Here is a 26,065-nt window from a genome sequence, read left to right as displayed (position 1 = left end):
ATCTTCATGTCAGCAAACCTTGCTCAATACACACCACTGCACCTAAAAAACGACAATACGAATGTAGACTTACCGCTACCGACTCGTTTTACGTTTCCGTACTACTACACACCACATCCAACGTGTGAGTTTGCCATGCAGCAACTTCAGCAGTCATTACTCGACTGCGGTGTGAATGAAACATCGCAAGGCAACCTCTATGCCGTACTTCTTGTTCAGGATCCAACAACTCAAGAGCTAGGCTACCTTTCTGCATTTTCAGGTTTGCAGTTAGATTCTTCACTCGCCTCTCAGCTAACCAGTATCACCTTTGTTCCTTCTGCTTTTGATGGGCAACAGTTTCAAGTCCAAAACACGCAAGGCTTAGTCAAGCAAGCAACCTTAGTCAATGACATTACGAACCTAGAAAAAACTCATAACCTAGATGATTTGACGTCAAGCCTAAATGAACTCAAAAACGATGCGAGTAAAGCAGTTGAAGCATTTCAGATCGCAATGGCTGCCAACAAGGCTGAGCGTACGGTTCTAAGAGAAAAAGCTAATCAAGAGAAAGCGTTGGGGAATCTTGATTCAGCCGCTGACCTGCTTAAACAGTTAGGCAATCAAAGCAGCCAAGAGAAACGCGACTTAAAAGCACTTAGAATAGAGTGGAAACAAAAGATCGCAGAACGCCAGTCGCAAGTTGATGCTATCGAAAGCGAACTCAAGATCCGCAAGCAAGAGTACCAAGCGATCTCAGCCGAATTAGAAGCGCAACGGTTGTCTCATTATCGCTTTATCAACCAAGCTCTCGAATCAAAGAACCTGCTTGAATTGTTAGATGGCAAAGACGCTCTTGAAGGCTCTGGCGACTGTTGCCTACCTAAGCTGCTTAATTTTGCTTTTGAACACGGATTTAAACCATTAGCTTTGTCTGAGTTTTGGTGGGGATTGCCTCCAACGGCTGTCATTCGCCAGCACGCAAACCTGTACCCGGTTTGCCAAAGTAAAAGCTTCGAGATCCTCGACCACCAGCTAAACGGCATCGAATTAGAAGATAACCCGCTTATCGTGAATCCTGCAGTTGGTAAGTCGTTTGATATTGTCTATGAAGACGACGAGATCGTGGTGGTGAATAAACCCGAGGAGTTCTTGTCGGTTCCTGGTAAGTTTATCGAAGACTCTGTTTATACCCGTATTAAAGCGCGTTATCCCGATGCAACAGGCCCTTTGATTATCCATCGATTGGACATGTCGACGTCAGGCTTATTGATCTTGGCGCTGACCGCAGAGTCCAATAAACACATCCAGAAGCAATTCATTGATAGAACAGTAGAGAAACGATATACAGCTCTGTTAGATGGCGAAATCCACGGTGAATCTGGCGATATCAGCCTGCCCTTGCGCGGCGACATCACCGACAGACCAAGACAACTGGTTTGTCATAAACACGGCCGAAACGCAGAGACCCATTGGCATGCGGTTAGCACCAACAATGGCAAAACCAAGGTTCACTTGTACCCTAAAACAGGACGCACACATCAGCTGCGTGTGCACTGTGCTCATCCATTAGGCCTTGGTGTACCGATTCGTGGTGATGATCTCTATGGTTACAAACGTGAGCGCTTACACCTTCACGCTGGTTACTTAAAACTGATTCACCCAACAACCGGTGAATGGATCGAGTTTGAAGTACCGTCAGAGTTTTAAGCTGTTCTTATCATGCTAAAACTATTACCGCACTAAAATTTTTGTCCCATAAAAGTTCTTGTCTCGTTAAACGCTTCAGGGTTCTAAATCTGCTTGAGATATAGAACCCTGAAATTTAATTTTTTAATGTGCTTATCACAGCTCGGTAGCGTACTTTCGTTACTAACGTCAATGTTGCAGACACTTAGCCCATTACATCTTTGCGCTGATCAACACATTCAAAAGAGGCCATTTCGAATTCACGACAGATCCAAGGTCGGTTTTCGTAAATAGTACACATCAGTGTTTCTCTATCTACAGCAGAACACCAACCGTCGTCGAGCCGCAACATCGTTTCGCCGCCCCATTCGTCATAAGCGATATGCTCTTCAGGTACGCCTGTATCTGTGATGATCATAACCTCTAAACGGCAACAGCATGCCTGACAATTAGCACATGTTACTTCGGGTTCGGTTACGTTCTTTATCTCAATCGTCATAAGTGACTACGCTGCTAAATTTTGCGTATAGTAATCGAAACCGACCGCTACGGCTAATAAAGATAGTGCGGCGCAGTGTTTTGATTGATGTAGAAATAAAAATAGGCGCTGTGATTTACTCACAACGCCCATACTATTTATGGTTTTCCATCGCGACTTGTCGCCACTATCTCAATTTAGAACAGACTAGCGAAAAATAGCTTTACGTAGTCCATCAAGCGTTTGAACAAGCCAGCCTGCTCTACCGCTTCCAACGCGATCAAAGGTTGAGTTTGAACATCTTCACCATCAACGGTGTAATGAACAACGCCTAGGGTTTGGCCTTCTGAAATCGGGGCTTTCAGTTCAGATATCAATTCAATCGATGCCGTTAACTTTTTACTGTCTGACTTAGGCAGCGTAATAAACGTATCTTCTGCAACGCCTAGCTTCAACGTATCTTGAGCACCAAACCACACCTTCTCTTCAGCGACTTGGTCACCTCCTTGATGAGGGTTTAGCGTATCGAAGAAACGAAAACCATAGCTCAGCAATTGTTTGCTGTCTGACTCACGGCTCTTAACGCTTGATGCGCCCATCACAACCGCAATAAGTCTCATCTCACCTTGTGTCGCCGAACTCGCTAAACTATAGCCTGCACCAGAGGTGTAGCCTGTTTTCATGCCATCGACCGTCAAGCTTCTATCACGTAACAAGCCATTGCGGTTGTGTTGGGTTATCTTGTTGTAGCTAAACGAGCGTTCGCTGTATAAACCATACACATCCGGTAAATCGCGAATAATTGCACGGCCTAATAGAGCGATATCATAAGGAGTTGAATAGAGATCATCCGCATCTAAACCATGTGCATTCGCAAAATGGGTATTTTCCAGTTTTAGCGAAGCCGCCCAAGAGTTCATCAAGTCAACAAATGCATCTTGTGAACCTGCAACATGTTCTGCAATCGCAACACTCGCATCGTTACCAGATTGAATAATCAAGCCGCGGTAAAGATCCATCATCGCGACATCAGTGTTCACTTCGATGAACATTTTTGAAGAATCAGGGAAGTTTTTCGCCCATGCGTTTTCGCTGATTCGCACCTGATCATCAGCAGAAATGTTGCCACGTTTCATCTCTTGCCCAGCCACATAACTGGTCATAAGCTTGGTTAAACTCGCTGGGTTTAACTTAGTGTGCGCGTTTTTTTCTACCAGCACATCACCGGAATTAAAATCAATTAACACATACCCTTTTGCGCCTAGGCTAGGTGGGCTTGGTACTATAGAAGGTGCCGCGACAGCATTATTCGTTACCATCGCTGCGCTACTTACAATGAACATACTTAATAGAGGGAGAGAGTATTTTGAGAACCGTTTCATTGAATCAAACCTAAGTTAACGTTTTGTTCAGTATAGACAAATGCTAGCAAAAGAAGCGCGAACTTTACGTTGCTTTACGTATTTGTACGGTTCGTTACAAATAAAAAAGTATAATCTGCGATCAGTCCGTTTTTTATACAAGAATGATTGACTCAATGAATACATTCAATACTTCTCCTTACCTCTGAGGCATACGTTTAAATAGCATATCAACAAAGCCCATAACCCGCTGTTTGCTTTCGCTCGGCTCTAAATCAGGTTGGATACCGGACTGCGCCAGTGCTTGCCACTGTATAACTTCCGAATTAGGAACAAAAAAAGCAATATACAAAGACCCTTTCTCGCTTACCTTTCCATCATCACTATAAAATGGCACACCTGTAGATAGCTGAATCGCATCAAAGATCGATTCATCGTTCAGTTCAGATTCTTCAGCTAATCCAAAACCCACTACGACATCACCAGCCCCGGATTTCAACTGATAACCTTTCAATGAAAGTTGTTCTTTAATCGCTTCGCGTACAAGATCAGTGACGACCGTCTTGTCATATTTTTCAGAAAGGTACACTTGCTCTGATTCGGGATGCCATGAGTACGTGACTACCCCATGCTTCATGAAATCAAAGTCACCACTGGTCACCACGCCATAATTGTGAGTTGGAGTCGTTTCATTGGTTGTACACGCTGTCAGTCCAATCGCTATCAAAGCCAACAACGCGACTTTATTTACGCCTTTTGTTGCACATATGAATCGTTTTATCATTCGCGGCTTCCTTTCCTATACAAGAATAATTATCAATTTGACCTTCAACATAAACAGTAATTATATTAATAGAAAGATCATTAAACGTTTGCGTAATCGCTAACCTTCACTTCTACTCATTTTGGGGGTTTAACCACAGAAATAGACTCGGTATAGTAAGCTTAGTTAAACATAACCAAACCATTCGGGGCACGGAGCTTCCTCAATCATCTCATGAAGAGAAGAATTGGTACCGATAAAGCATCGGCAAATTTAAGAGGGTCACACAATGGAATTCAATATGGTTGAAATTTTAGGTTACGCGGCATCTATTATGGTCGCAATTTCATTAACAATGAAAGATATCGTGCGTCTGCGTGTCCTTAACTTTGTTGGCTGTACTCTATTCACAGCATACGGCGTTATGATTGATGCATGGCCAGTGGTTGCAACCAACGGTTTCATCGCTTGTGTGAACATCTACTTCCTTGCAAAAATGCAAAAGGAAAAAAAAAATGAAGCGATGAAAGCAGCAAAAGCTTAGATTAACGGCTAGCACTTTCAAACAATTCTAAAAAAGCCCAAATAAAACGTTGAAGTGACCCCATAAAGTTGGACATTTCTGTTAAGCGGCTTTCAAGGCCTGAGCTCGATATTCTATCGGAGTCAGGCCTTTTAGTTTCACTTTTATACGTTTCGTATTGTAGTACTCGATGTATTCTTTAATTTGCTCTATCAGAGCATCTGCATCTTCAAAGCTTTGATTGTGATACATCTCTGTTTTGAGTAAAGCAAAAAAGTTTTCAGCAACGGCATTATCCAAGCAGTTACCTTTTCTAGACATACTTTGCGTTAACCCACTCTCCGCTACCTTTTCCTGATACTGTCGATGGCGATATTGCCAACCTTGATCGCTATGTATAATTGGCTTTGAGTTGGGTTTAAGCGTTGATATGGCTTCCGTCAGCATATCCGTGACAAGCGGCAAGCAGGCATTTTTGGCCACTCTATAAGCAACCACTTCCTGAGTAAACAAGTCGACCACGGGAGACAAGTATACTTTCTGCTCTTTGACTTTGAACTCCGTGACATCCGTTACCCACTTTTCATCGGGTTGAGTCGCACTAAAATCTCTTTCAAGCACGTTAGGAGCAGCTGTTCCAGATTCTCCTCGGTATGAACGATACTTTTTAATCCTGACCGTCGATTTAAGATTGAGCTGAGCCATAAGCCTTTGAACCGTTTTGTGGTTAAGTGCGAACCCCTGATTTTTTAGTTCCAAGTGAATACGGCGGTAGCCGTATCGACCCTTATGCTCATGATAAATTGACTTTATCAACCGCAGCTCACGTTCGTAGTTATTTGGGCGCTTGCTCGTTTGAGCCTGATAATAAAAGACACTTTTTGCCAGCTGTAGAGTCTGCAGTAAGTGCTTCAATGGATACTTGCCTTTAAGAGTTAGAGCTATGACCGCTTTTTCTTTGTTCGACGGTTTTTTTCCTGCTCCAACTCTTCCAACTTTTTTAGAACGGCATTCTCAGTTCGTAAGTAGACCAACTCCTCTCTTAGCTCCTCAAGTGTCATTTCATTATCAGGCTTAGTGGTACGTTGAGGTTGCTGTTTCATTGAGGGGCTTCCTTTATGGCGTATTTTGAGCCCCTTGATACCGAGCTCATTAAATCGTTTGAGCCAGACAGAGAGTATTCCAGGGGATGAGAGATTTAATACTGCGCTAGTGTGCGTGAGAGACCATTCATTCGTCCACATTAAATTCAATGCTTTTCGTTTTGTCTGAGCAGTAGCAGCATGCTTAGTGGGTAAAAATGAATCAGTACCATGGATGGCAAAGACTTGAGCCCAATACCGTATCTGTCTCGAAGAAATTGAATATTGTTTTGCTAAATCGCGAGATGACGCGCCACCTAAACATTGTTTAGCAATGATACATTTTAGCTCTCGGCTATATTTGGACATAAAAAGACCCCCAATAATTGGAGTCCAACTATTGGGGGTCAGTTCACGTTCTATTTGGGCTTTTTCATGCTTATCAGTTTTAGACAACTTCAATGACAGACAATACGATATTGACTCTCTCTGTATACCTGTGTGTTATTGCGTCCATTCTTTTTCGCTTGATAAAGTGCTTTGTCAGCTTGGTCTATCGTGCCTTCTATGTGGAACAGTGCATTTGCATAGCGACACCCAACACTGACCGTTACAGGTAACACTAACCCCTCAATTTTTTCGACGCTACGCCTAAGCTCTTCCGACAACTCGTACAATTGATATTCATTGCAATCAAAAGTCACAAAGATAAATTCCTCACCGCCATAGCGAGCAATTAGACGATTTTCATTTGCAAATTGCTTCAATATTTTTGCAACGGCACAGATCACTCTATCGCCTTCATTATGCCCGTGTAGATCGTTTACCGATTTAAAATGGTCAATATCTAGAAGAATGATACCAACACCTTTTAACGGATAAGGCGAACACTCTAAAATTCTCATCTTAACCTGAGAAATAAAGTCCCGCCGATTACTCAACCCCGTAAGATAATCTAAGCTAGCTACATCTAAGATCTTTAAATGACGGTGCCGCAGGTAAAGCACCAAAACGGCGATGATGCTAAGCAAACTTATAACCAAGGTCATCAAACTAACTAGCAATAAACTGTGGTTCTTATTGAGCTCTTGCTCCAAAACTCCAGCAGAAATGATCCAATTCAGATATGGGTAGAACTTATAGAAAATGTTTTTGTTTGTCGTACCGTTGTCATCTGAAATTGAGTAACTAAAATGCCCTTCAGGCTCAGCAACGACCTTATCGATGAGCAACTCTGATGAATAACCAATTAAGGCTTTCAAGTGTTCGTGTTCAAAATTGGGTCGGAGGACTAGCTCGCCTTGCAAATCAACAATATATACATAACCACTATCGCCATATGAATACTTTCTTAGTTTATCTTTAAGCGCTTCGAGATCGACCAAGTACATGAGTTCATCTTTATAAGTGGTCGCCACCAATGTATTACCACTCGGTAGCCTCACTGAATACGCGACCTTCGCACGCTTGCCGACTTCATGTGGATTAGCATGAGAATACTGAGTCATTCCAGACTTTGAGGTCAGTTGCGTTTGAATATGGGTTAAATGCGCGCGATTTTGCCCTTGTAAAAACGGATGATACAGGTGGACACCTTGTGGTGACATCAAATAGATATAACCTGACTCTCCAATCACTAATTCGTTAGCAATTCGGATGACTTCTTTAACTTCTTGCTCTGGAGTGACACCTAGTGTGTGAGAAGCGACAGTATCAGTCACACCTTTGAGATAGGTTTTAATCGCTTCGTTAACGGTAGTATCTACGATGTCGTAGCTTGCGTTTACAATAGTACGGAAGAAGAATTGATTAGATTCTAAAAGTGATTCTTTAGTTCGGTTAAATTGAATAGCAGAGAGGACCAGAGATACTAGGGCCAACACGATGGAAAAGTTGAGGATATACTTACGTCTTACTTTCAAAATTACCTCATAGCTTTTAAATTTTAGGTAACGCTATTGTTTTTATAAGTAGATTGTTTTTATAAGCAGATTGTTTTATATCACATTGATCTATTTTACTGAACGATAGTCGATATTAATAGCGCTCTTCATGTGCAATCTGTGACTTATAGCAAAAACGCCGAACTGGATTCAGTTCGGCGTTTTGATTTTACGTTTAAATTGTTCACTTAATTTATACTAAAGCCCTGATAAATAGACTTAAAAGCATTCGCATTTATTACCTATTACTACTCTCTATTGTCTATAAATAGATTGCTTAGCATTAAATTAAGAGCACACTTTGGTCCAACTGCCGTCACTACCCGGCTCGGCACTTGTCCACCAGTTTGCTTGGTAAACACTACCGTTATGAACCACTTGGTCGCCCGTGTTTGCGTGGCTTGGGTTACCCGCCCAATCTTTCTGAGGTAAATCGGGATATACAGCTAAACCCGCAGTATCGCATGTACCTGGGTTGGTACCGCCGTCACCAGGATTACCGCCACCAGTACTGATATCACCCAGTGGTAGATCCGGCTGCTCAAAGCTAAATGCATAATCGACACTATTCACATTCACTGTATAGTTTGCAGGGCCAGAAATTGGCAAGTAATAAACCATATCAAGTTCATACACACTACCAGCAGGAAGCTCTTTCCATGCAGGTAACGTAAACGCTACTCTGTGCATCGGACCATCTAGACCACCAATATTATTGGCACGAGTGTGGCCAGAAGCAATAACGGATAAGCCGCCACCCGATTGGTCTTTTGCGTTATCAGGTGCAGACACTGGGATATCGAACTGGAACTCAGTACCACCAGGAAGCGCTTGACCTGTATTGTTTGTAAACGTGATCTTAGGGTTAATTGGATAGTTTTGATCACCGACTTTGAAGCCACCTACAGAGACAGTAATATCTAATGCTTCCGTTGGGATAGCCCCCGTTGCAACCTTGTTTCCATATGGAGTAGCTGACTTAAACTTATCGTAAATAGCCTTCGTCATAGTGTTACCCATGTGGAATTCACCGTTTCCGCTATTACACGCCTGTTCGGTTGTATCGATTGAAGTTCGGTTACCGTTCGCATCGAGTACGTAACAGTTGTAATCCCCTGCTAGTTCCCAGAACATGATGCCACCGATCTCTTTGTCGATAACGTAATCAGCTTTGACATCGATAGAATCTTTATCTTCCGTTGAAAGGAATACGCCCTTCTCTGCGTTCCACAACCAAGGAGCTACAGCCACGCTGTCATAGTTACGCGTGTAAGTCCCCGTTAGAACATCTGAAGGATCGTTAACAGGGTCAAGCTTATAAGCTGCTGCATAAGAACCCAAAATACCTTTCTCTAGGTTCTTCGCATGCCACATTGGGTTTGAACCTGCACCCATTTCGTTGCCTTTTGGATCAGTATCGTGCCACATGTTATCGATACCAATTGCGCCATGGCCACAGTTGTTCTTCTCGCCTTCACCAGTACCTGCTGAGCATTCAGCTTGGTTTGGTAGAGCAGCTCGGCCCCAGAGACCATTGTCGCCACCAGTTACACCTTGCCAACCACGTGTGTAGTAAGGCACACCGATGTTAATACGACCTGCTGGCATAGAACCACGGAAGTAGTGGTAGGCCCAATCCGTATTCAGATAACCGATACCGCCGTAAGCCGCTGTGCCGTATACGTTCCACTGTGCTAACTCTGAATCTTTACCTGTATCAAATAGGGCTGCGTTGTGACCTACGTGATCGTTCCACGCACCGTGAAGGTCATAAGACATGATGTTTACGTAATCGAGGTATTTGGTTACATCGAATGTCTCCATACCGCGCAGTAGGTAACCCGAAGAAGGCGCCGCGATAGTTAACATGTAGTGATTGCCGTCTTGCGCAGAAGCTGCATCAAGCTTCTCACGCAACACTTTCATCAGCACTTGGTAAGAAGCCCATAGGTATTGACGACGTGGTTCCATAAAGTCTTTGTCGTACGGATTACCTGCGCCCGCCATTGAAGTTGGGTATTCGTAATCGATATCTAGACCATCGAACTGGTATTTACGAAGCATTTCAACCGCTGACGTTGCGAATGTTTCGATACCTTGATGGTTAATAGAGCCGTCCGCGTTGGTCGTCATGGTATAGAAACCACCATCAGCCACTCGGCTACCATCAGTGGCGAAGTGGCCACCGGTTTCAGCCCAACCACCAATAGAGATTAGCGTTTTCACACCGTGTTTTTTCTTCGCTGTCGCTAACGCACCGAAGTGGCCTTTAAAGCCTAATGCAGGATCAACTTCCACGCCCGGCCACTCTTTACCAACCGCGGCGTTATTTGGATCGTTTACATCACCCACGTTTACTTTGCCATCAGAGCCGATGCTTACGAAAGCGTAGTTAATGTGTGTGAGTTGTTCCCAAGGAATGTCATTAACCAAATAAGCGGCTTGTGGGTCATCCCCGGCACGCCAACTTGTGAAGTAACCAATAACACGACGTGGATGATCCGCGCCCATTTTCTCACGGCCTTCATCATCGTAAATCGTACAGTAAGGAACATCGACACCTTGAGTTTGATACAAGCCATCAGGACGACATGTACTCACTGTTGGGCCGCCGTTGACGGTCAAAGAAGTCAGAGCTGATTCAGCCGTTGCCCCTTGATTGTCTGTCGCTTTCGCGTAAACCGCTAGAGATCCTGCTTGAGTGGTTGTGTAGTTAAGCGTGTATGGGCTTGTCGCAGCCGTTCCGACTAAAGAACCTGCCACATAAAAATCGACCTTATCAACCGTGCCATCGCTGTCTGTTGCTGTTGCGGTAAGCGTTACCACACCACCAACATCGACCGAAGATGCAGAAAGCGCAACCGAAACTGTCGGCGCTTCATTTCCAGGTGTAACTGAATCGACAGAAATAGATACCGCGCTCGCTAAGCTAGCCGCGCCTTCATTGTCTGTAGCAACAACCGAAACCTGATGGCTACCAGACGTTGCTGCCCAAGCCGCTTCGAAAGGTGCTGCTGTAACAACCGCGACTGAAGTTCCATCAATGAAGAATTCAACTGAAGTAACACTGCCGTCGGAATCGAGCGCCGTTGCACTCAACACCACGTTATCGCCTTCAGTGAACATGTCAGAGGCAGATGGAGTCGTTAACGAAGCCGTTGGTGCTTCATTTGGTGTACCTCCACCTCCATTGCCGCTACACACATCTAGCTTTTTCCACTGTGCGTAGTCACCTTCAAATTGACTTGGGTTGTTGTTCTGATTCCAGTAATTGGCATTGTAAGCGCTACCGTCATGTGAAACTTGATCGCCGCCAGTGTAAACCGTGGCAGGTTCCCACGCTTCTAACGTTGAACAATCCACAGCCGCATAGCTGTTGAAAGCCATTAAGCATGACGCAGTGAGAGTACTGAGCGTAAAAACCGTTTTGGCCACTCTTCCTTGATTTAGGTGCATGTTAGCTGTCCCTTAAGTTGTTGTTTTAAGATATTTAAAGAAAATGACATTTTTTCGCCACTTAAATTCCTTCGAAAAACAACTGTAGGTAACAGTGCCAATTAAACACCTAAAATATTCATTATTTATAAAATGACTCGCATTAATGTGTTTATAGCATGCAATGATTCGACACTTATTTTGCACCAACAACTAATATTAATTTATTTCGGAAAGCTAAAAAAATAATGCATCAAAAGCTAGGAACGTGATTTAAATTCGAGAAAAATTCGTATCAAAACTAATCAAAAAGTAGGGAATTATTGGCGATTTGGGATTATTTTATGAAATCGCCCACTTTTTGATTACAAATATGTTAGTATCAGCGGCTTTTTTGACGAGCCTCACATTTTTATCCGAATGTGGGAGAAATACATAGGCTTGAAAGAGCCAAATATAGCGAAGAAATAATGTCCAACTTGACGCAAGTCGCCAACGAAAACATCAACGCAGAATCTACTTCTATCGATTTCAATAAAGCTCAATCTTTGGGTGAAAAACTGGAACTCGGAAACCCAGTCTTTTGGCTGAGTGGCAGTTTCCTGACCCTCTTTGTCATCCTTGCTTTCACCAACACCTCCGTATTGTCCGAACTTGTCAACATCGGCTTTAGTTACTCAACTAAATGGTTCGGTGCTTTCTGGCAAGTCCTACTACTACTCAATTTCATTATCGGTTTAGTGCTTGCACTAAGTCGCACAGGCCATGTTCGTTTAGGGAAGCTTGCCCTACCAGAAATGACCACGTTTAAATGGATGTCTATCGTCCTATGTACACTCCTTGCGGGTGGTGGCGTGTTCTGGGCAGCTGCAGAGCCAATTGCTCACTTTGTTTCAGCTCCACCACTGTATGGCAACGCAGACCCTCAAGCGATGGCATTCAATGCACTATCACAATCTTTCATGCACTGGGGTTTCCTTGCATGGGCTATCTTAGGTGGCCTCTCTTCGATTGTGCTTATGTACTTGCACTACGAAAAAGGCCTTCCTCTTAAGCCACGCACCCTGCTTTACCCGGTACTGGGCGACAAGGCAATCAACAGCTGGATTGGTAATGTCGTTGATGCGTGCAGCATTGTGGCAGTAGCCGCAGGTACAATCGGCCCTATCGGCTTCCTTGGCCTACAGATCAGCTACGCACTGAGCGAACTATTTGGAATTTCTGACAGCTTTGCTACCCAAAGCGTCGTTATTCTATTCGCTATTGCAATGTATACGCTGTCGGCATTAAGTGGTCTAAGTAAAGGCATCCAACTGGTAAGCCGTTACAACATCATCTTATCGGTGTGCCTAATCGTTTACATTCTCCTTGTTGGCCCAACCAGCTTTATCATTGATGGTTACCTACAAGGCATCGGTGAAATGGTCGACAACTTTATCCCAATGGCGCTATACCGCCAAGATACTGCGTGGCTAGGTGGCTGGACTGTATTCTTCTGGGGTTGGTTCTTAGGTTATGGCCCAATGATGGCGATCTTCATTGCTCGTATCTCACGTGGCCGAACTATTCGCCAAATGATCGTTTCTATCAGCATCGTTGCACCGCTTGTGACTTGTTTTTGGTTCAGCATTGTTGGTGGTAGTGGCTTAGCGTTTGAATTAGAGAACCCAGGCGTAATATCTAGCGCATTCGAAGGTTTCAACCTTCCTGCTGTACTACTGGCTATTACTTCGCAACTGCCGTTCCCGACTCTGATTGCAATCCTATTCCTTATCCTGACGACCACGTTCATCGTGACCACAGGTGACTCAATGACCTACACCATCAGTGTAGTAATGACAGGTACAACAGAGCCTAACTCAGCAGTTAGAACATTCTGGGGCGTCATTATGGGGGCAGTGGCTATCGCGCTTATCTCAATGGGCTCTGGCGGTATCTCAGCTCTGCAGTCGTTCATTGTGATTACTGCTGTTCCTGTTTCGTTTATCTTGCTGCCATGTTTATGGCATGCACCTAAGATCGCGAAGCAGATGGCAAGAGATCAAGGCATCGCTTAATACCTAATCCGATTTAGTTTCGGATAGCGTAGAACACTAAAAAGCCACTCAAGTGATTCACCTGAGTGGCTTTGTTGTATCTGTAGCGTTATCTATATCTAAGATACGTTTTCTAGTGTGTTGGAGCTTCATGGTTAAAACACTGTCTAGTCACCAAACCCCATTTTTCGTCCTGATATTGATCTTCCACGTAGTTACCTGATGTGTATTCATTAACGACCTCTCTCCAGAACTTAACAGCATGCTCTGCGCCCAGTACTTGCTTGATCTCCCAACTGCCTTTTAGATGTTCAAACAGTTCACAGATGAACCGTTTTCCTACTTTGTTTTTCCGAAAATAAGGCACAACATAGAAGTCGCAGATCTCAAACTCGTTTGGCACTTTGGTTTCAATGGCTGTTAACGCAGCAGGGACACCATCAATGTAGAGTAAATAGCCCGTTACGGTATCGCCAAGCGTCGGATAAATCTCGAACAAGCCGTACTCGTCAGGCTTATCGCCGATGATCTTTGAAAACTCGGCCGCATAGCCCTGATACAAATTTGCATATACCTGCTGATTGCCACTATAGACTGTCACAATGTTCATAAACTGATCTCTGTATTATGTCGCACCACAGTTGCTGTGAGCTCATCTTGTCTAAATCTATTATCGTATTGATCATAGAACAGATAATAAATATCAAACATTCGCTTAAGAAAGTATCGCTTTACGGTAATAATTGGCGTCTTGGTTTTGCCCTTTAAATACAATGTAATTCTCTACATGCGTAACTAAGTCAAAACAGGCCTTGGATAAGATTTTATTTGAGCCGACATTACCCACTAACGCATAGGCATCAACATATTTAAGATTTGTCTGTTCCGTCAAGTAGACTAGAAACTGCTTTACTGCCTTAGACGCAATTCCTCTTGAAGCAAAGGAATGACCAACTCGATAACCTAGCTCACCACTTTGAGCGCTCTGGTCGATATCACGAATGTTGATTCTTCCACAGACTGTGCCATTGGCGTCCTTGATCAACATAGGGATCATCTCTCCGTTTTCATATTCAGTGAGAAAGCCGGTGATTTGCTCGGCCACACCTGCATTTGAATAAAAGCGATCATCCCTAGCTGGAACAAATTGCTCAAACCACTCTCTATTTTCAACTTCAAACTCCAATAAAGCACTGACATCGCTTAGGTGAAGTAAGTGTAAAAATACATCCATAATTAATCGCCTACACTTATTTAATATGTCATGTTCAAACCTGATACTAAAATCACAAACAAGCCGAATCAATTATGCGAGAGCCTTTAAGTCAGTTGGAATAGTGATAGTTGGCAGTGGTTCAAAAATTCCACGAGACTATTTACTAAAACAGTCCAACCAACACGACTGACAACAGTACGCCGCCGATAAAGCTTGGGGCATGAAATGGTCGAGCTTTAGATCTAACATACTCTTTCTCAAGATCTTCTTGGTAAGTTTTGACGGCGAGTTCTTTTACGTAGTTATTTTGCATAATAAGCTCCTTCTCTATGAATAGAAGAAGCTTAATACTTAAAGTTAAGTTGAGGTAAAGTGAAATTTTACATTAATTGTGCATATAAGATTGTTACTCGAGAATGACTCTAAACACATCATTGTTCACACCACCAACATCCACTAACTCCCTCGGCTTCATATGGAGCGAAGTGTTCAACTGTCTAATCGATTGGTGCATTTTATCTTCTCGAATCACTAATATATCGACAAAGTAACCTGAATTTTGCTTTGATATTGAGCCAGAGAAAGTAACACTCTCTTTTCTATCGGCTAGAACCGAATTAAACGTTTTATCTTCTAATACACCTGCAGAAATAGAAGTATCATCATAGAAAAGTGTAATGGACGATGGAGCATAAAACCGCTCTTGATTAGACGAGCACCCAACGATTGCCAGACACAAAATTACAATTACTCTAAATCGCATACACTTAGTTTTTCCTCACGTTCCCATTCTATTTTCGGTTTTAGAACCGTCGCTTCTATGCACCCCAGTTAATTACACAGAGTAAAATTTAAGCTTCTTCAATCTGGAACTGAATAGACATCTTTAAAATACTCGGTACGCTCTAAAATCATTCTTAGCTTACACTCCTCGATTTGAACCCCGCCCCAAGGAGAAGCCGTAGATGACTTGCCAATAAATTCACACTCTGCGTCTCTGTATTTCAACCAAGCTTGTTGAGCTCTTCGGAAAGGTTCTTCTAGATCGATTTGAAACTCGAGTTTTTGCAATTCGGCTTCTTCCTCGACGATTCGCATAATGGCTTCTTGATATGTTTTATTGAGATCGATGTTTGCTACTTTCATTTTCTCTTCGATACACAGATAACCCGCAGTAACCCCTCCACCTTCAACGTTACATGGGTCTTCATCATCAACAGCGAAACAAGATGTAGTAACCAACGCCAGTACAATTAATGACTTTTTCAAGAACACCTCCAAATACAGTTCAAAATCTGCCATGCCTCTTCTACTCTACAAAACAGTAGTTAGAGCCATCAGTATTGATCATTTCTTCGAGATCAGGCTAGCTAAACGTTTAACTAATTATTTCTAACGATATGAGAATGTGCGGTACAGACAACAACTTAAAGAAGGAGCAGATCAGATCATCACCGATAATCTGATCGCTTAGTTTGAAGTGGGTTTAACTTTATCTACGCCGTAAGGTCTTGTGGTGGCGTGCCTTCACAGTTAGAAACGACAGCATCAATTTGGATTAGAGCATTCATAGGAATTTCAGACACTCCGACTACCGTTCTTGCCGGTAAATCAGCATTAAAGAATGTGGTGTAAATCTCGTTCACCGCATCAATATCTGAAATATCCTTAAGTTGAATATTAATTTTCACAGTATCGTCCATGCTGTGGTCAACACTTTCAATGATCGCCTTAATATTTTTCAAACATTGTTGAGCTTGCTCTTTTACACCACCAGCAACCACTTGATTTGTTTTCGGGTCTAAAGGTAATTGACCTGAAATATGATTGTAGTGAGAAAAAGCAACAGTATGCGAATAAGGCATGAATGGTGCAGCAACAGTATTATTGGTTTCAATAACCAGTAAGCGAGTGTCTTCTGGTAATTGCGGTGGTGTACCGTCGCCATGTGAAACGGATGTATCAATTTGAATTAAAGCGCCCATTGGTAATTCAGCTGCGTTAACAACGGTACGAGCAGGAACGTAGCTTGGGAAGAATTTAGCACACACTTCATTTACCACTTCCGCATCTGCGATATTTTTTAAGTAGATAGTCGTTTTAACCACATCATTCATGACATGACCGATGCTTTCTAGAATCGCTTTAATGTTTGATAGACATTGTGACGTTTGCGCTTCGATACCACCATCAATCAACTCACCTGTGGTTACATCGATAGGCAATTGAGCTGAAAGGTTGTTGTAGTGAGAAAAAGCCGCAGTCTGCGTCGATACAGCACTTTGAGGCGCATTATCCGTATTTCTTGAGACCTTAACTAGTGCGCAAGGTGCTTGTGGTTTAGTACCTTCACCGTTTGAAATAAGAGCATCCATTTGAACTAAAGCGTCACTGTTCGGTAGCGCAGCTACACCCACGACTGTACGTGTCGGTAGGCTGTTGTTGAAGAAGCTTTTGTAAACTTCATCGATAGCATCGATATCAGAAATATTCTTAACGAAAACATTAATCTTCACAACATCATCCATAACATGGTCGATGCTTTCAACAATGGCCTTAATATTATTTAAGCATTGTGCTGCTTGGTCTTTAATATCACCAATCACTACTTCACCTGTTTTAGGGTCAACAGGCAATTGAGCTGAAAAGTTATTATAATGAGAAAAAGCGACCGTTTGTGTAGATACAGAATTAATTGGTGCATTTTCAGTATTTCTTGAAATTTTAATGATATCGCTACTCATCGGAATTATCCTTTTAATAATATAGGCATACGTATTTATATTTAACAATCGTATTGGAAAGAATGATTAAAGTAGCGCCATGTTAAGTGAATTATTTTAAGGTAAACGTGATATCCATCAGACTCTCAGTTGACTATAAATCAGCAAGTTACAGGATAATTAGTCATCAAACGACTAATTATCCGTCCCACTAGGCTTTATCAACTGCTAAATTCTCTTTAATTTTAAGTCTATTCAATAATCCTGAATACTCTCTCAGATAATTCGATGAGTAATTACCAAAATTTAGATGATATTTGATAGGTTGTTCACACTAAAACTCCGTTACTTGCTAAGTTAGTGAATTTGCCCCTTATACCCGTGCATAAACTCTTAGGCTATTTAATTAATTATTTTAGAGAGCCTATTTTATATAAGTACGTTAATAATATATTCGAGAATCAAATACCTACAATCTGACAATACCTATAATTAGATACATTTACTCATATAATTCAACAAATATGAGACTTATGGCTGACGACATGAGAAAGATGGTTGCTCAGCCAAGAAATAGGACTTGCAGGGAGCATGATGGCGTCAACGATGAACGAGACGCCATAGCTTTTTGCACCATAGTCCTCAACACCATAGCTCTCAACACATAGTTTCGTTGAAAGAAGAACTAAATCGCTCTTGGGGTTGTGTTGAAGTGGCGCTTAAATTCGCGGCTGAATTGGGATGGGCTCGAGTAACCGACTCGGCGAGCAGCATCGCTGATGCGAAGGCCTTCTAGCTGAATCAGTTCTTTGGCTTTGTTGAGCCTGACCTTCTTCAAGTATTGAAGAGGTGATTCAAAAGTGACATTACGGAATGCATTATGGAAGGCAGACACGCTCATGTTAGCTTCGTTGGCAAGCGATTGAACAGTGATGGTTTGGTCGTATTCTTCATGCACTTTAGACAGCGCTTTAGCAACACGTGCGTAGTGACCGTCATGATGGGCTAGATCAAACAGCACACGCCCTTCTGAACCAGTTAGTGCACGGTAGACAATCTCGCTGACCATGGCATCGCCCAATATGTTGGCTTCGATGTCGCAATGCAGCATTTTGACCAATCGAGTAAAGCTCTCTAGCATTTGCTCTTCCATTGGCGTCGATTCTAAGCCGCTCGAATTCTGTTTGTGCTTATTGCAGTAGCTCTCAAGAAAGCCTTGATCTTCTAACTTTTTTACCAAGCTGTGCAAACGTTGAGAGTCAATGTTGATAGACAAACCAAGCAATGGTTCGCCATCAACCGGTAAAGCTTCACACTCCAATGGCATTGGCACACCTACCACAAGGTAATCACCAGCAGCGTAAGTAACGGGTCTGTCGCCAATGTAGATGTTCTTTTTGCCTTGCCCGAGCATGATAATACCCGACTGGTAAGTGAATGGCTGACGCTGATTCCCGCCACTGCTTCGATACAACCACACACCGCCAATTTCAGTTTCTCTGATCCCTTCGAGATCATCCCAACCTTTGTGTTCTACATAAGACTGCAACAACTGCGCGAGTGTTTTCATAAGTGGCGACTTTCCATTCCAAGTGCTAAGAGTAAGTAAGCTAAAGCACAGAAAGAATATCAAGTTTGTAGAAATAGGCAATTTATTTGGAGGAACAGCTCTTCATCACCCTAGATTACTGTACTAATATGCAAATATAGAAATTGAGCAATCAAATAAAATAACAAATTGAGCTTTACACAAGGAATCTCTAATGCAATTCACTTATGTTAACCCTACAGTTATCCACTTCGGACAAGGCCAAATCAACGCTATCAGCCAAGCGGTTGATACTTCGAAGAAAGTACTAGTCATCTACGGTGGCGGTTCAATCAAAAGCAATGGTGTTTACGACCAAGTTGTCGCTTCTCTAAAGGATCACGCTTGGATTGAGTTCGCTGGTGTTGAAGCTAACCCAACGAAAGAGACGCTAGATAAAGCCGTCGCTCTTGTTAAAGAAGAAAACGTAGAATTCATTATCGCTGTTGGCGGTGGTTCGGTAATCGATGGTTCGAAATACGTTGCAGCAGCGGCTAAATACGACGGCGACGGTTGGGATATCCTAGCGGGTAAACACCAAGTAACAGAAGCGACACCTATTGGTGCGGTACTGACACTTCCTGCGACAGGTTCTGAATCTAACATGGGTGCGGTAATCACTCGTAAAGAGACTCAAGAGAAGCTGGCGTTCATGAATCCTGCGGTACAACCTAAGTTCGCGGTTATGGATCCAGACGTAATGAAGTCTCTGCCTGAGCGCCAACTGATCAACGGTCTAGTTGATGCGTGGGTTCACGTGTGTGAGCAATACATCACAATGCCAACCAATGCGATGGTTCAAGATGGTTACGCTGAAACACTGCTTAAGAACCTACTTGTACTGGGTAAACAATACGACGAGCGTGACAACGACGCATGGCGTGCAAACCTAATGTGGACTGCAAACCAAGCGCTTAACGGCCTGATTGGTACTGGCGTTCCTCAAGATTGGGCAACACATATGATTGGCCACGAATTCACAGCACTATGGCACGTAGACCACGCACGTTCTCTTGCGATTGTTCAACCTTCACTACTTCGTAATCAAATCGAAGCGAAGCGTGGCAAGCTAGAGCAAATGGGTCGTAACGTATTTGGCCTGGAAGCGGGTGCCGATTTAGCAGAGCGCACTATTGCTGCAATTGAAGCGTTCTACCACAGCCTAGACGTTCCAACGATGTTCGACGGTTACGAAACAAACAAAGCAACTGCGATTGATAGTGTTGTAGCGCAACTTGAATCACACGGTTACCTAGAGCTTGGCGAGAACAAAGCAATCACGCCTCAGAAAACACGCGAGATTCTAGAGTCTGCAATTCAATAGCGGTCAAAATTAGAGCAAGGAAAACAAGGTTCTAAAGAAAATCACCATAATCTAAAAATTTATTCCGTGAAACTGAACCAAATTCTTTGCCTTTGCGTATATCCTCAAGCAGCGTCCAAATCAGGCGCTGCTTTTTAATTTGCCCTACAAGATGCTATTAAATTCTCATAAGTCCTTAATTTAATGTGCAATCATATTTCTATATTGTTAAGGTAAACCTGTCTCTTTACTAGGTATGTACAACGATTTGAACAATCTCAAGGAAATGGTTAAGTTTAAGTCACTTAACAAGTGGTATGCTGATTTTCATGCCCTAAAGGATATCGATTTAAATATTGAACAAGGAGAGATAGTGGTGATTTGCGGGCCATCAGGTTCGGGGAAATCAACCTTGATCCGTTGTATCAATCAGCTAGAACCCTTCGAAAGCGGTGAACTTTCCGTTCTCGAACAATCGCTCCCATGCAAGTTCAACACACCTGGCCAAGTCGGGATGGTGTTTCAGCATTTTCATTTATTCCCCCATCTTACCGTGCTTGAAAACCTAACTCTGTCGCCGATTCGTACGCTTAAAAAAAGCAAACAAGAAGCCGAGAAGATTGCAATGCACTATCTCGCGCGCGTACACATTGCAGAACAAGCCAACAAATACCCAGTGCAACTTTCTGGCGGTCAGCAACAACGTGTGGCTATCGCCCGTTCACTGTGCATGAAGCCTGAATTACTGCTTTTTGATGAACCAACTTCAGCGCTTGATCCGGAGATGATCAACGAAGTGCTCGATGTGATGGTTGAACTGGCGAGCGAAGGTATCACCATGGTGTGTGTGACCCACGAAATGAGCTTTGCGAAACAAGTGGCCGACCGCGTTATCTTCATGGATGAAGGACAAATTGTGGAATCGAATACGCCACAAGCGCTCTTTGAAAACCCGCAACATGAACGTACTCAAGCGTTCCTAAATCAGATCCTGACTTATTGATGTTGATACGAATTATTAAACCCGCCCTATCCGCTTTGGTACAAATTGTTGTACTCGTGGCTGCGGTTGTCTTGATCCTCGATTCTGGCGCACAAACTATGGGATACAGCTGGCAATGGGAACGCGTACCTGACTACATCGCTTTCTATGAAGATGGTGAATGGTGGCCAGCAGAGCTGGTTGAAGGGCTACTGGTTACCATCAATATCTCTTTGATTTCTTTGGTTGCTACGCTGATCATTGGTTTAACGACGGCGCTATTGAGAAACTCAAACTCTGTGGTTGGACGCACCTTAGCCACAAGCTATGTTGAGTTGATTCGTAACACGCCGTTATTAGTACAAATTTATTTGCTCTATTTTGTATTTGGCCCCGTATTAGGGCTGGATCGTTTTAGCACTGCTGTTTTGGCCTTAGCGCTATTTCAAGGCGCTTACACTGCCGAGATATTTCGTGCCGGTTTAAATGGTATTGCAAAGGGACAATTTGAAGCAGCTCAATCTTTGGGCTTATCAAAGACCTATACTTACTGGGATGTGATTCTTCCTCAGGTGGTGCAACGCACCTTGCCACCTTTGACCAATGAAGTGATCTCTCTTATTAAAAACTCTTCAATTGTGAGTGTCATGGCTATTTTTGACCTGACGACTGAAGCCAGAAACATCGTTTCTGAAACCGCGATGCCATTCGAGATTTGGTTCTCTGTGGCGATCATTTATCTTGCTCTTACACTTTCACTTTCTGCCGTTGCTGCTTGGCTTGAGCATAAGCTCGGAGCTAACTGGCGAACACAATAAGGATTTATCAGCATGAAGCTATTTAAAACCGCGATTACAGCCCTACTTGCGCTTGCCGTAAGTTTGCCTGCACTTGCTTCTGAAACGCCTAACCTCGATAAAATCAACGAACGTGGCTCACTGCGCGTTGGTATGTCGACATTTGTTCCTTGGGCGATGCGTAACAAACAAGGTGATCTTGTTGGTTTTGAAATCGACGTAGCAAAACGCCTTGCCGAAGATTCGGGCTGGAAAGTCGAATTTGTACCGACAGCATGGGACGGTATTATCCCTTCTCTATTATCGAAGAAATTTGATGTGATCATCGGCGGTATGTCTATCACTGAAGCGCGTGCAAAAAGCGTATTGTTCACTGAACCTTACTCGCACTCTGGTGTTCAACTGGCAGCTAACAAAGATCTAGCGGAAGGTTTTACTCAAATCTCTGATTTTGATTCTCGCCGCGTGAAAATTGCTGCTCGTCGTGGTGCGTTCACAGTCCAAGTGGCTCGTGAAACCTTTCCTAAAGCGAAAGTTCTACAGTTCGATGACGATGCTCAAGCATTCCAAGAAGTGTTGAACGGCAACGCACACGCGGTTATTGCGTCTAGCCCGAAACCAGAACACGAAACGATCAAAAACGCAGACACGCTATTTATTCCATTTGAAGAGCGTCTATCAAAAGGTAACGAAGCGTTTGCAGTTCGCCTAGGTGAAACTGACAAGGCAGAGTTCTTCAACGAATGGATCAAAGCACGTACAGAAGACGGTTGGTTGAAAGAGCGTTACGAGTACTGGTTCTCTACTCTAGATTGGCAAGACCAGATTGCTCAAGGTCAGTAATCTGAACTTTTGCTAGTGAATCCAGGCAGTGCGTTGTCTGCACTGCCTTCTCATCGGCAACTTGATTAGCTTTATTTGATTCGTTTTAGATCCAAACAACAAACCATTAATAATTATTGTTTAAACAGGAATGACGTGAGTAGTACTAGCGCATTGACAACACCTAAGCCCAACGTTCATATGAAGCCTTGGTATCAACGCCTTAACCTTTTGGATGGTGTGTTACTCGCCGTTATTTGTGTGTTTGCAGGCTGGCTTTATTATCGTTCTGCTGTTGGTATTAACTACCAGTGGCGTTGGGAAGATGCGTTTACCTTAATTTTCATTCCACCTTCTCAAGGCAGTATTCCCTACTTTTTCCAAGGCTTGATCGCTACACTGCGCTTAAGTTTATGGAGTATGGTGTTAGCACTCTCTTTTGGCACACTGTTAGGTGTGGCAAGACACTCAAAGATCGCTTTTTTCAAAACACCGGCACTGATTTTCATTCAGTTGGTTCGTAATATTCCGCCGTTGGTGTTTGTATTCATCTTTTACTTCTTTGTTTCTAACCAACTGATCCCATTACTTGGCTTAGAAAGTATCTTGCGTGAACACAGTGGCGAGATTAACGCTGTTCAAGATTTCCTGTTCGGCCCAGCTAACCTTTGGGAAAACTTAGCGTCTGGTGTTATTTGTATTGGTTTGCTCTCTTCGGCTTATATTGCGGAAGTGATTCGAGCGGGTTTAGAAGGTATTCCTAAAGGCCAATGGGAAGCGGCCGATTCGCTTGGCTTGTCTGCATTGTCTAAGTATCGATTTGTGGTTGGTCCACAAGTATTAACTGCCATCACCCCACCATTGGCTGGCCAAGCAATCTCCTTGGTTAAAGACACGTCGATTGTGTCACTGATTTCTATTCAAGAGATGACGTTTGTTGGTACTGAGATGGCAAACTCTTCAGGTTTGATCTTCGAGATCTGGCTGATTGTAGGCTTCGTATATTTTGCTTTATGCTTTGCGCTTTCGCGTCTGTTCAAAGTGATTGAGCAACGTTCGAGCGTCTACCTTAACCACCAGTAACGCCGATAGTCAAAAGTCAAAAGTATCGAATACGGCGGTGCGTTGTCTCTGCCAATCTAATAGACATTTTTTAAATCACACTAAACCATTTGAATATCGCTAGCTACTGGCTTCCATTAAACCACTTAAATCGAGTAAAACTGGTTAGAGCAAAAAATGGTTTAAAGCGAAAAAACTAAAGCGCCTCTCGATTCTTTGATCAAGAAACGCTTTAACTGAACCTAAGAGATAGAACCTTCTCTAGAACTGATACGCCGCTGAAAGTTTGTAGTTACGACCTGGTTCATAGTCATCCAAGGTAAAGCCTCTTGCCGTGCCTGAACGAGAAGCGTGTGAGGTGTATTGCTCATCAAACACGTTATCGATACCAAAGGTGACAGACAATCCATCGACGTTTGATGGCATCCACTGCGCGTACAGGTTATGAACATCGTAGCCCTCTTTGATCGGCTGACCATCGAATACGTTGTCTTCGTCTTTCACGAACATCGAGTTCCAACCGAAGATAGTCTCAAGCGCTTCAGACTGATAATCCAGCGTGAGCGTAATGCTGTCGCCCATATCAATACTTCGACTATTACCACCTTTGACTGGGCCACCTGTATCTTTATTTTTAGTCTCAGAAAGCGCATAAGACAGCTTACTGTTAAACATCTCGTAACCATAAGATAGGCTTGCCTCAACACCCTTTATCTCCACGTCACCTAAGTTATAAATCAAATAACTCTTACTCGCACGTTGGTACTTTTCGGCAATGTAGTCATCAATATTAGTTTGGAACACTGTCAGGTTGGCACCCACAAAATGGTTCTCAAAGCGTTTGTCGAAACGAACACCACCTTGCGTGTTCTGACCTGTCTCAGCCTTGAGATCGTTAGCCAAATAAGCAACATCTTGGTAAGCAATAAAGCTCTCCATCAACTCAGGACCTTTGAACAACGAACGTGTACTCGCGAACAGCGTCCAATCTTGAGTAACATCCCATTGAGTGGCCAACGACCAAGTTACATCGTCAAAATCTTCGCTACCGACTTCTGCTTTACGTTGGTAATCATCAAAACGAAGCCCTGCCGTAACCGAGAATGCTTGAGTAAAGTAGAACTGATCTTCAACAAAAAGGGCTGTAGAAATTGCTGACTCGTCCATAAACTTGCTGCTGCCGTAATAGCTGCTCGATGACTTGTCCATGTAGTCAAAGCCATAAGTCGCGATGTTATCAAACGACATCAGGCGATAATCGGATTGGAACTTTGCGTTGAGACCAACGTTTTGGTTTTTAGCCGTGTTTTTGGATAAGCGATTAGAAGGCCAACGTGGTGCCATAACACTTTCATCTCGCTGAATTTCTGTTTCCGTATGGTACAAAGTCACCTTACCTTGATGACTCTCACCACGCAGTTCATAGCTAGCCGTTATGGTGTCACGGTCGTAATCGGTAGGAATGAGGATGTTTTTAGATAAACCCACGTTGGTACCGCCCGACATGTCAGGACGTGGGCTGTAATCACCGCTATCACGATATAAATCATAAGAGAGTTCAAAACGGTGTAAGTCACTTGGCTCAAAACCAATCTTACCTAGAATATTGTATACATCCCCTTCTGAGCCAAAGGTTTCAGTACCATCACCATCTTCAAAGTTGTCACGGCTCATGTAATGGCTGTAAAGCATGGCATCGACGTTATCTGACAACAAACCATACACAGTAAGTGAACCTTGCTGGCTTGCATTCGTGGCATACCCGCCATAAACGCGAGCGCCAAAAGTCTCGTCGTAGCGAAGTAGATCTTTGGCATCTTTGGTTTCAAACAGCACTGAACCGCCTAACCCATTTTGCGTCACCGAGTTGTTACCTACTTGGATATCAGCTGATTTCAATATATCAGGGTTAAGAGTCAAATTACCAATATGATGGAACATGTTGGCGTGCTGAGAAGCGCCATCTAATCGAATGTCTAAGTCAGTTTCGCTTAGGCCGCGAATCGTAATTCGCTGGTTGATCGAGTGCGTTCCCCCAACATCAACACCGGGGATTTCGCGCAGCAAATCTGACATATGGTCAGCTTGCTTCAATGACATGTCATCTGCAATGATCGATTCAGTGTTGCTTGAGACTTTCGTTCCCCAAACCACAACTTCATCGAAGTGCGATGTATTTTCTTCGGCAATAACAGAACTACTAAACGCGCTGACAATTGCCATATAGAGGGCTGAAAGCTTAATTGTTGATCTGACTGGGCTTTCCATAGATTCAATCCTAGA

Annotated in this window: 23 protein-coding genes; 8 read left to right on the top strand and 15 right to left on the bottom strand. The window is 43.2% G+C overall.

Annotation, left to right across the window (positions count from 1 at the left end; translation table 11 throughout):
- Positions 1 to 6 precede the first annotated feature (6 nt).
- Positions 7 to 1,689 carry an RluA family pseudouridine synthase gene (locus OCV44_RS19705; RefSeq protein ID WP_139684895.1) on the top strand — a complete coding sequence of 561 codons (1,683 nt, stop codon included), beginning with the start codon at positions 7 to 9 and terminating at the stop codon, positions 1,687 to 1,689.
- Between the two features lie 184 nt (positions 1,690 to 1,873).
- Here OCV44_RS19705 and OCV44_RS19700 read toward each other — a convergent pair whose 3' ends face one another.
- The 3 genes from OCV44_RS19700 to OCV44_RS19690 form a co-directional block, all read right to left on the bottom strand.
- Positions 1,874 to 2,167 carry a YkgJ family cysteine cluster protein gene (locus tag OCV44_RS19700; RefSeq protein ID WP_012600484.1) on the bottom strand — a complete coding sequence of 98 codons (294 nt, stop codon included), beginning with the start codon at positions 2,165 to 2,167 and terminating at the stop codon, positions 1,874 to 1,876.
- Between the two features lie 176 nt (positions 2,168 to 2,343).
- Positions 2,344 to 3,528, bottom strand: coding sequence for a D-alanyl-D-alanine carboxypeptidase family protein (locus OCV44_RS19695; RefSeq protein WP_139684894.1), 1,185 nt, complete (start codon positions 3,526 to 3,528; stop codon positions 2,344 to 2,346).
- A gap of 178 nt (positions 3,529 to 3,706) precedes the next feature.
- On the bottom strand, positions 3,707 to 4,291 hold the full coding sequence (locus tag OCV44_RS19690) for a DUF4136 domain-containing protein (protein WP_139684893.1): 585 nt from the start codon (positions 4,289 to 4,291) through the stop codon (positions 3,707 to 3,709).
- Positions 4,292 to 4,559: 268 nt separating this feature from the next.
- Between OCV44_RS19690 and OCV44_RS19685 the strand changes: the two genes are divergently transcribed.
- Complete coding sequence (locus OCV44_RS19685; RefSeq protein WP_009845500.1) at positions 4,560 to 4,814, top strand: YgjV family protein; 255 nt, start codon at positions 4,560 to 4,562, stop codon at positions 4,812 to 4,814.
- 81 nt (positions 4,815 to 4,895) lie between these two features.
- Here OCV44_RS19685 and OCV44_RS19680 read toward each other — a convergent pair whose 3' ends face one another.
- The 4 genes from OCV44_RS19680 to OCV44_RS19665 all read right to left on the bottom strand — a co-directional run bounded on the left by OCV44_RS19680 (position 4,896) and on the right by OCV44_RS19665 (position 11,274).
- Positions 4,896 to 5,738, bottom strand: a complete 843-nt coding sequence (locus tag OCV44_RS19680; RefSeq protein ID WP_139686331.1) for an IS3 family transposase — start codon at positions 5,736 to 5,738, stop codon at positions 4,896 to 4,898.
- Positions 5,735 to 6,244, bottom strand: coding sequence for a helix-turn-helix domain-containing protein (locus OCV44_RS19675; RefSeq protein WP_139686330.1), 510 nt, complete (start codon positions 6,242 to 6,244; stop codon positions 5,735 to 5,737). Before OCV44_RS19675 ends, OCV44_RS19680 begins: the two co-directional genes overlap by 4 nt.
- 89 nt (positions 6,245 to 6,333) lie before the next feature.
- On the bottom strand, positions 6,334 to 7,797 hold the full coding sequence (locus OCV44_RS19670; protein ID WP_139685564.1) for a sensor domain-containing diguanylate cyclase: 1,464 nt from the start codon (positions 7,795 to 7,797) through the stop codon (positions 6,334 to 6,336).
- Positions 7,798 to 8,106: 309 nt separating this feature from the next.
- Positions 8,107 to 11,274, bottom strand: coding sequence for a chitinase C-terminal domain-containing protein (locus OCV44_RS19665; RefSeq protein WP_139685563.1), 3,168 nt, complete (start codon positions 11,272 to 11,274; stop codon positions 8,107 to 8,109).
- A gap of 449 nt (positions 11,275 to 11,723) precedes the next feature.
- On the opposite strand from OCV44_RS19665, the gene OCV44_RS19660 reads away from it, so the two are divergent.
- Positions 11,724 to 13,310, top strand: a complete 1,587-nt coding sequence (locus tag OCV44_RS19660) for a BCCT family transporter (RefSeq protein WP_139685562.1) — start codon at positions 11,724 to 11,726, stop codon at positions 13,308 to 13,310.
- 112 nt (positions 13,311 to 13,422) lie between these two features.
- Here OCV44_RS19660 and OCV44_RS19655 read toward each other — a convergent pair whose 3' ends face one another.
- From OCV44_RS19655 to OCV44_RS19625, 7 genes are all read right to left on the bottom strand, one after another.
- On the bottom strand, positions 13,423 to 13,899 hold the full coding sequence (locus tag OCV44_RS19655; RefSeq protein ID WP_139685561.1) for a GNAT family N-acetyltransferase: 477 nt from the start codon (positions 13,897 to 13,899) through the stop codon (positions 13,423 to 13,425).
- A gap of 105 nt (positions 13,900 to 14,004) precedes the next feature.
- Positions 14,005 to 14,523, bottom strand: a complete 519-nt coding sequence (locus OCV44_RS19650) for a GNAT family N-acetyltransferase (protein WP_139685560.1) — start codon at positions 14,521 to 14,523, stop codon at positions 14,005 to 14,007.
- Positions 14,524 to 14,668: 145 nt separating this feature from the next.
- Entirely contained in the window at positions 14,669 to 14,818 is a 150-nt protein-coding gene (locus OCV44_RS19645; RefSeq protein ID WP_170213741.1) for a hypothetical protein, read from the bottom strand.
- A 93-nt stretch (positions 14,819 to 14,911) separates the two neighbouring features.
- A complete protein-coding gene (locus OCV44_RS19640) occupies positions 14,912 to 15,268 on the bottom strand; it encodes a hypothetical protein (RefSeq protein ID WP_139685559.1) in 357 nt (118 codons plus the stop codon).
- A 98-nt stretch (positions 15,269 to 15,366) separates the two neighbouring features.
- The gene (locus tag OCV44_RS19635) at positions 15,367 to 15,780 is read right to left on the bottom strand and encodes a lysozyme inhibitor LprI family protein (protein ID WP_139685568.1); all 414 of its coding nucleotides are present in this window, start codon (positions 15,778 to 15,780) and stop codon (positions 15,367 to 15,369) included.
- A 221-nt stretch (positions 15,781 to 16,001) separates the two neighbouring features.
- Positions 16,002 to 17,249, bottom strand: a complete 1,248-nt coding sequence (locus OCV44_RS19630; protein ID WP_139685558.1) for a RidA family protein — start codon at positions 17,247 to 17,249, stop codon at positions 16,002 to 16,004.
- Positions 17,250 to 17,913: 664 nt separating this feature from the next.
- Positions 17,914 to 18,798 (bottom strand): AraC family transcriptional regulator, encoded by an 885-nt coding sequence (locus OCV44_RS19625; RefSeq protein ID WP_139685557.1) that lies wholly within the window; start codon positions 18,796 to 18,798, stop codon positions 17,914 to 17,916.
- Positions 18,799 to 18,991: 193 nt separating this feature from the next.
- Between OCV44_RS19625 and OCV44_RS19620 the strand changes: the two genes are divergently transcribed.
- From OCV44_RS19620 to OCV44_RS19600, 5 genes are all read left to right on the top strand, one after another.
- A complete protein-coding gene (locus OCV44_RS19620; protein ID WP_139685556.1) occupies positions 18,992 to 20,140 on the top strand; it encodes an iron-containing alcohol dehydrogenase in 1,149 nt (382 codons plus the stop codon).
- Between the two features lie 235 nt (positions 20,141 to 20,375).
- Positions 20,376 to 21,122, top strand: a complete 747-nt coding sequence (locus OCV44_RS19615; protein ID WP_139685555.1) for an amino acid ABC transporter ATP-binding protein — start codon at positions 20,376 to 20,378, stop codon at positions 21,120 to 21,122.
- Positions 21,122 to 21,919 carry an amino acid ABC transporter permease gene (locus OCV44_RS19610; RefSeq protein ID WP_139685554.1) on the top strand — a complete coding sequence of 266 codons (798 nt, stop codon included), beginning with the start codon at positions 21,122 to 21,124 and terminating at the stop codon, positions 21,917 to 21,919. Before OCV44_RS19615 ends, OCV44_RS19610 begins: the two co-directional genes overlap by 1 nt.
- A 12-nt stretch (positions 21,920 to 21,931) precedes the next feature.
- Positions 21,932 to 22,741 carry a transporter substrate-binding domain-containing protein gene (locus OCV44_RS19605; RefSeq protein ID WP_139685553.1) on the top strand — a complete coding sequence of 270 codons (810 nt, stop codon included), beginning with the start codon at positions 21,932 to 21,934 and terminating at the stop codon, positions 22,739 to 22,741.
- A 135-nt stretch (positions 22,742 to 22,876) separates the two neighbouring features.
- Entirely contained in the window at positions 22,877 to 23,803 is a 927-nt protein-coding gene (locus OCV44_RS19600) for an amino acid ABC transporter permease (RefSeq protein ID WP_139685552.1), read from the top strand.
- A 240-nt stretch (positions 23,804 to 24,043) separates the two neighbouring features.
- Here the strand turns inward: OCV44_RS19600 and OCV44_RS19595 are convergent, their stop codons facing one another.
- Positions 24,044 to 26,050 carry a TonB-dependent siderophore receptor gene (locus OCV44_RS19595; protein WP_139685551.1) on the bottom strand — a complete coding sequence of 669 codons (2,007 nt, stop codon included), beginning with the start codon at positions 26,048 to 26,050 and terminating at the stop codon, positions 24,044 to 24,046.
- Positions 26,051 to 26,065 lie beyond the last annotated feature (15 nt).

Origin of the sequence: Vibrio tasmaniensis, assembly GCF_024347635.1 — a bacterium.
In the GTDB taxonomy this organism is placed as follows: Bacteria; Pseudomonadota; Gammaproteobacteria; order Enterobacterales; family Vibrionaceae; genus Vibrio; species Vibrio tasmaniensis.
This window is presented reverse-complemented; position numbering and strand designations above follow the sequence as displayed.

Excerpts from the sequence above, each read along its gene's own strand:
- OCV44_RS19605 (WP_139685553.1), top strand. The coding sequence starts at position 21,932 with ATGAAGCTATTTAAAACCGCGATTACAGCCCTACTTGCGCTTGCCGTA.
- OCV44_RS19650 (WP_139685560.1), bottom strand. The coding sequence starts at position 14,523 with ATGGATGTATTTTTACACTTACTTCACCTAAGCGATGTCAGTGCTTTA.
- OCV44_RS19660 (WP_139685562.1), top strand. The coding sequence starts at position 11,724 with ATGTCCAACTTGACGCAAGTCGCCAACGAAAACATCAACGCAGAATCT.
- OCV44_RS19685 (WP_009845500.1), top strand. The coding sequence starts at position 4,560 with ATGGAATTCAATATGGTTGAAATTTTAGGTTACGCGGCATCTATTATG.
- OCV44_RS19705 (WP_139684895.1), top strand. The coding sequence starts at position 7 with ATGTCAGCAAACCTTGCTCAATACACACCACTGCACCTAAAAAACGAC.
- OCV44_RS19620 (WP_139685556.1), top strand. The coding sequence starts at position 18,992 with ATGCAATTCACTTATGTTAACCCTACAGTTATCCACTTCGGACAAGGC.
- OCV44_RS19695 (WP_139684894.1), bottom strand. The coding sequence starts at position 3,528 with ATGAAACGGTTCTCAAAATACTCTCTCCCTCTATTAAGTATGTTCATT.
- OCV44_RS19700 (WP_012600484.1), bottom strand. The coding sequence starts at position 2,167 with ATGACGATTGAGATAAAGAACGTAACCGAACCCGAAGTAACATGTGCT.
- OCV44_RS19675 (WP_139686330.1), bottom strand. The coding sequence starts at position 6,244 with ATGTCCAAATATAGCCGAGAGCTAAAATGTATCATTGCTAAACAATGT.
- OCV44_RS19610 (WP_139685554.1), top strand. The coding sequence starts at position 21,122 with ATGTTGATACGAATTATTAAACCCGCCCTATCCGCTTTGGTACAAATT.
- OCV44_RS19645 (WP_170213741.1), bottom strand. The coding sequence starts at position 14,818 with ATGCAAAATAACTACGTAAAAGAACTCGCCGTCAAAACTTACCAAGAA.
- OCV44_RS19665 (WP_139685563.1), bottom strand. The coding sequence starts at position 11,274 with ATGCACCTAAATCAAGGAAGAGTGGCCAAAACGGTTTTTACGCTCAGT.
- OCV44_RS19630 (WP_139685558.1), bottom strand. The coding sequence starts at position 17,249 with ATGAGTAGCGATATCATTAAAATTTCAAGAAATACTGAAAATGCACCA.
- OCV44_RS19625 (WP_139685557.1), bottom strand. The coding sequence starts at position 18,798 with ATGAAAACACTCGCGCAGTTGTTGCAGTCTTATGTAGAACACAAAGGT.
- OCV44_RS19690 (WP_139684893.1), bottom strand. The coding sequence starts at position 4,291 with ATGATAAAACGATTCATATGTGCAACAAAAGGCGTAAATAAAGTCGCG.
- OCV44_RS19655 (WP_139685561.1), bottom strand. The coding sequence starts at position 13,899 with ATGAACATTGTGACAGTCTATAGTGGCAATCAGCAGGTATATGCAAAT.
- OCV44_RS19595 (WP_139685551.1), bottom strand. The coding sequence starts at position 26,050 with ATGGAAAGCCCAGTCAGATCAACAATTAAGCTTTCAGCCCTCTATATG.
- OCV44_RS19615 (WP_139685555.1), top strand. The coding sequence starts at position 20,376 with ATGTACAACGATTTGAACAATCTCAAGGAAATGGTTAAGTTTAAGTCA.
- OCV44_RS19640 (WP_139685559.1), bottom strand. The coding sequence starts at position 15,268 with ATGCGATTTAGAGTAATTGTAATTTTGTGTCTGGCAATCGTTGGGTGC.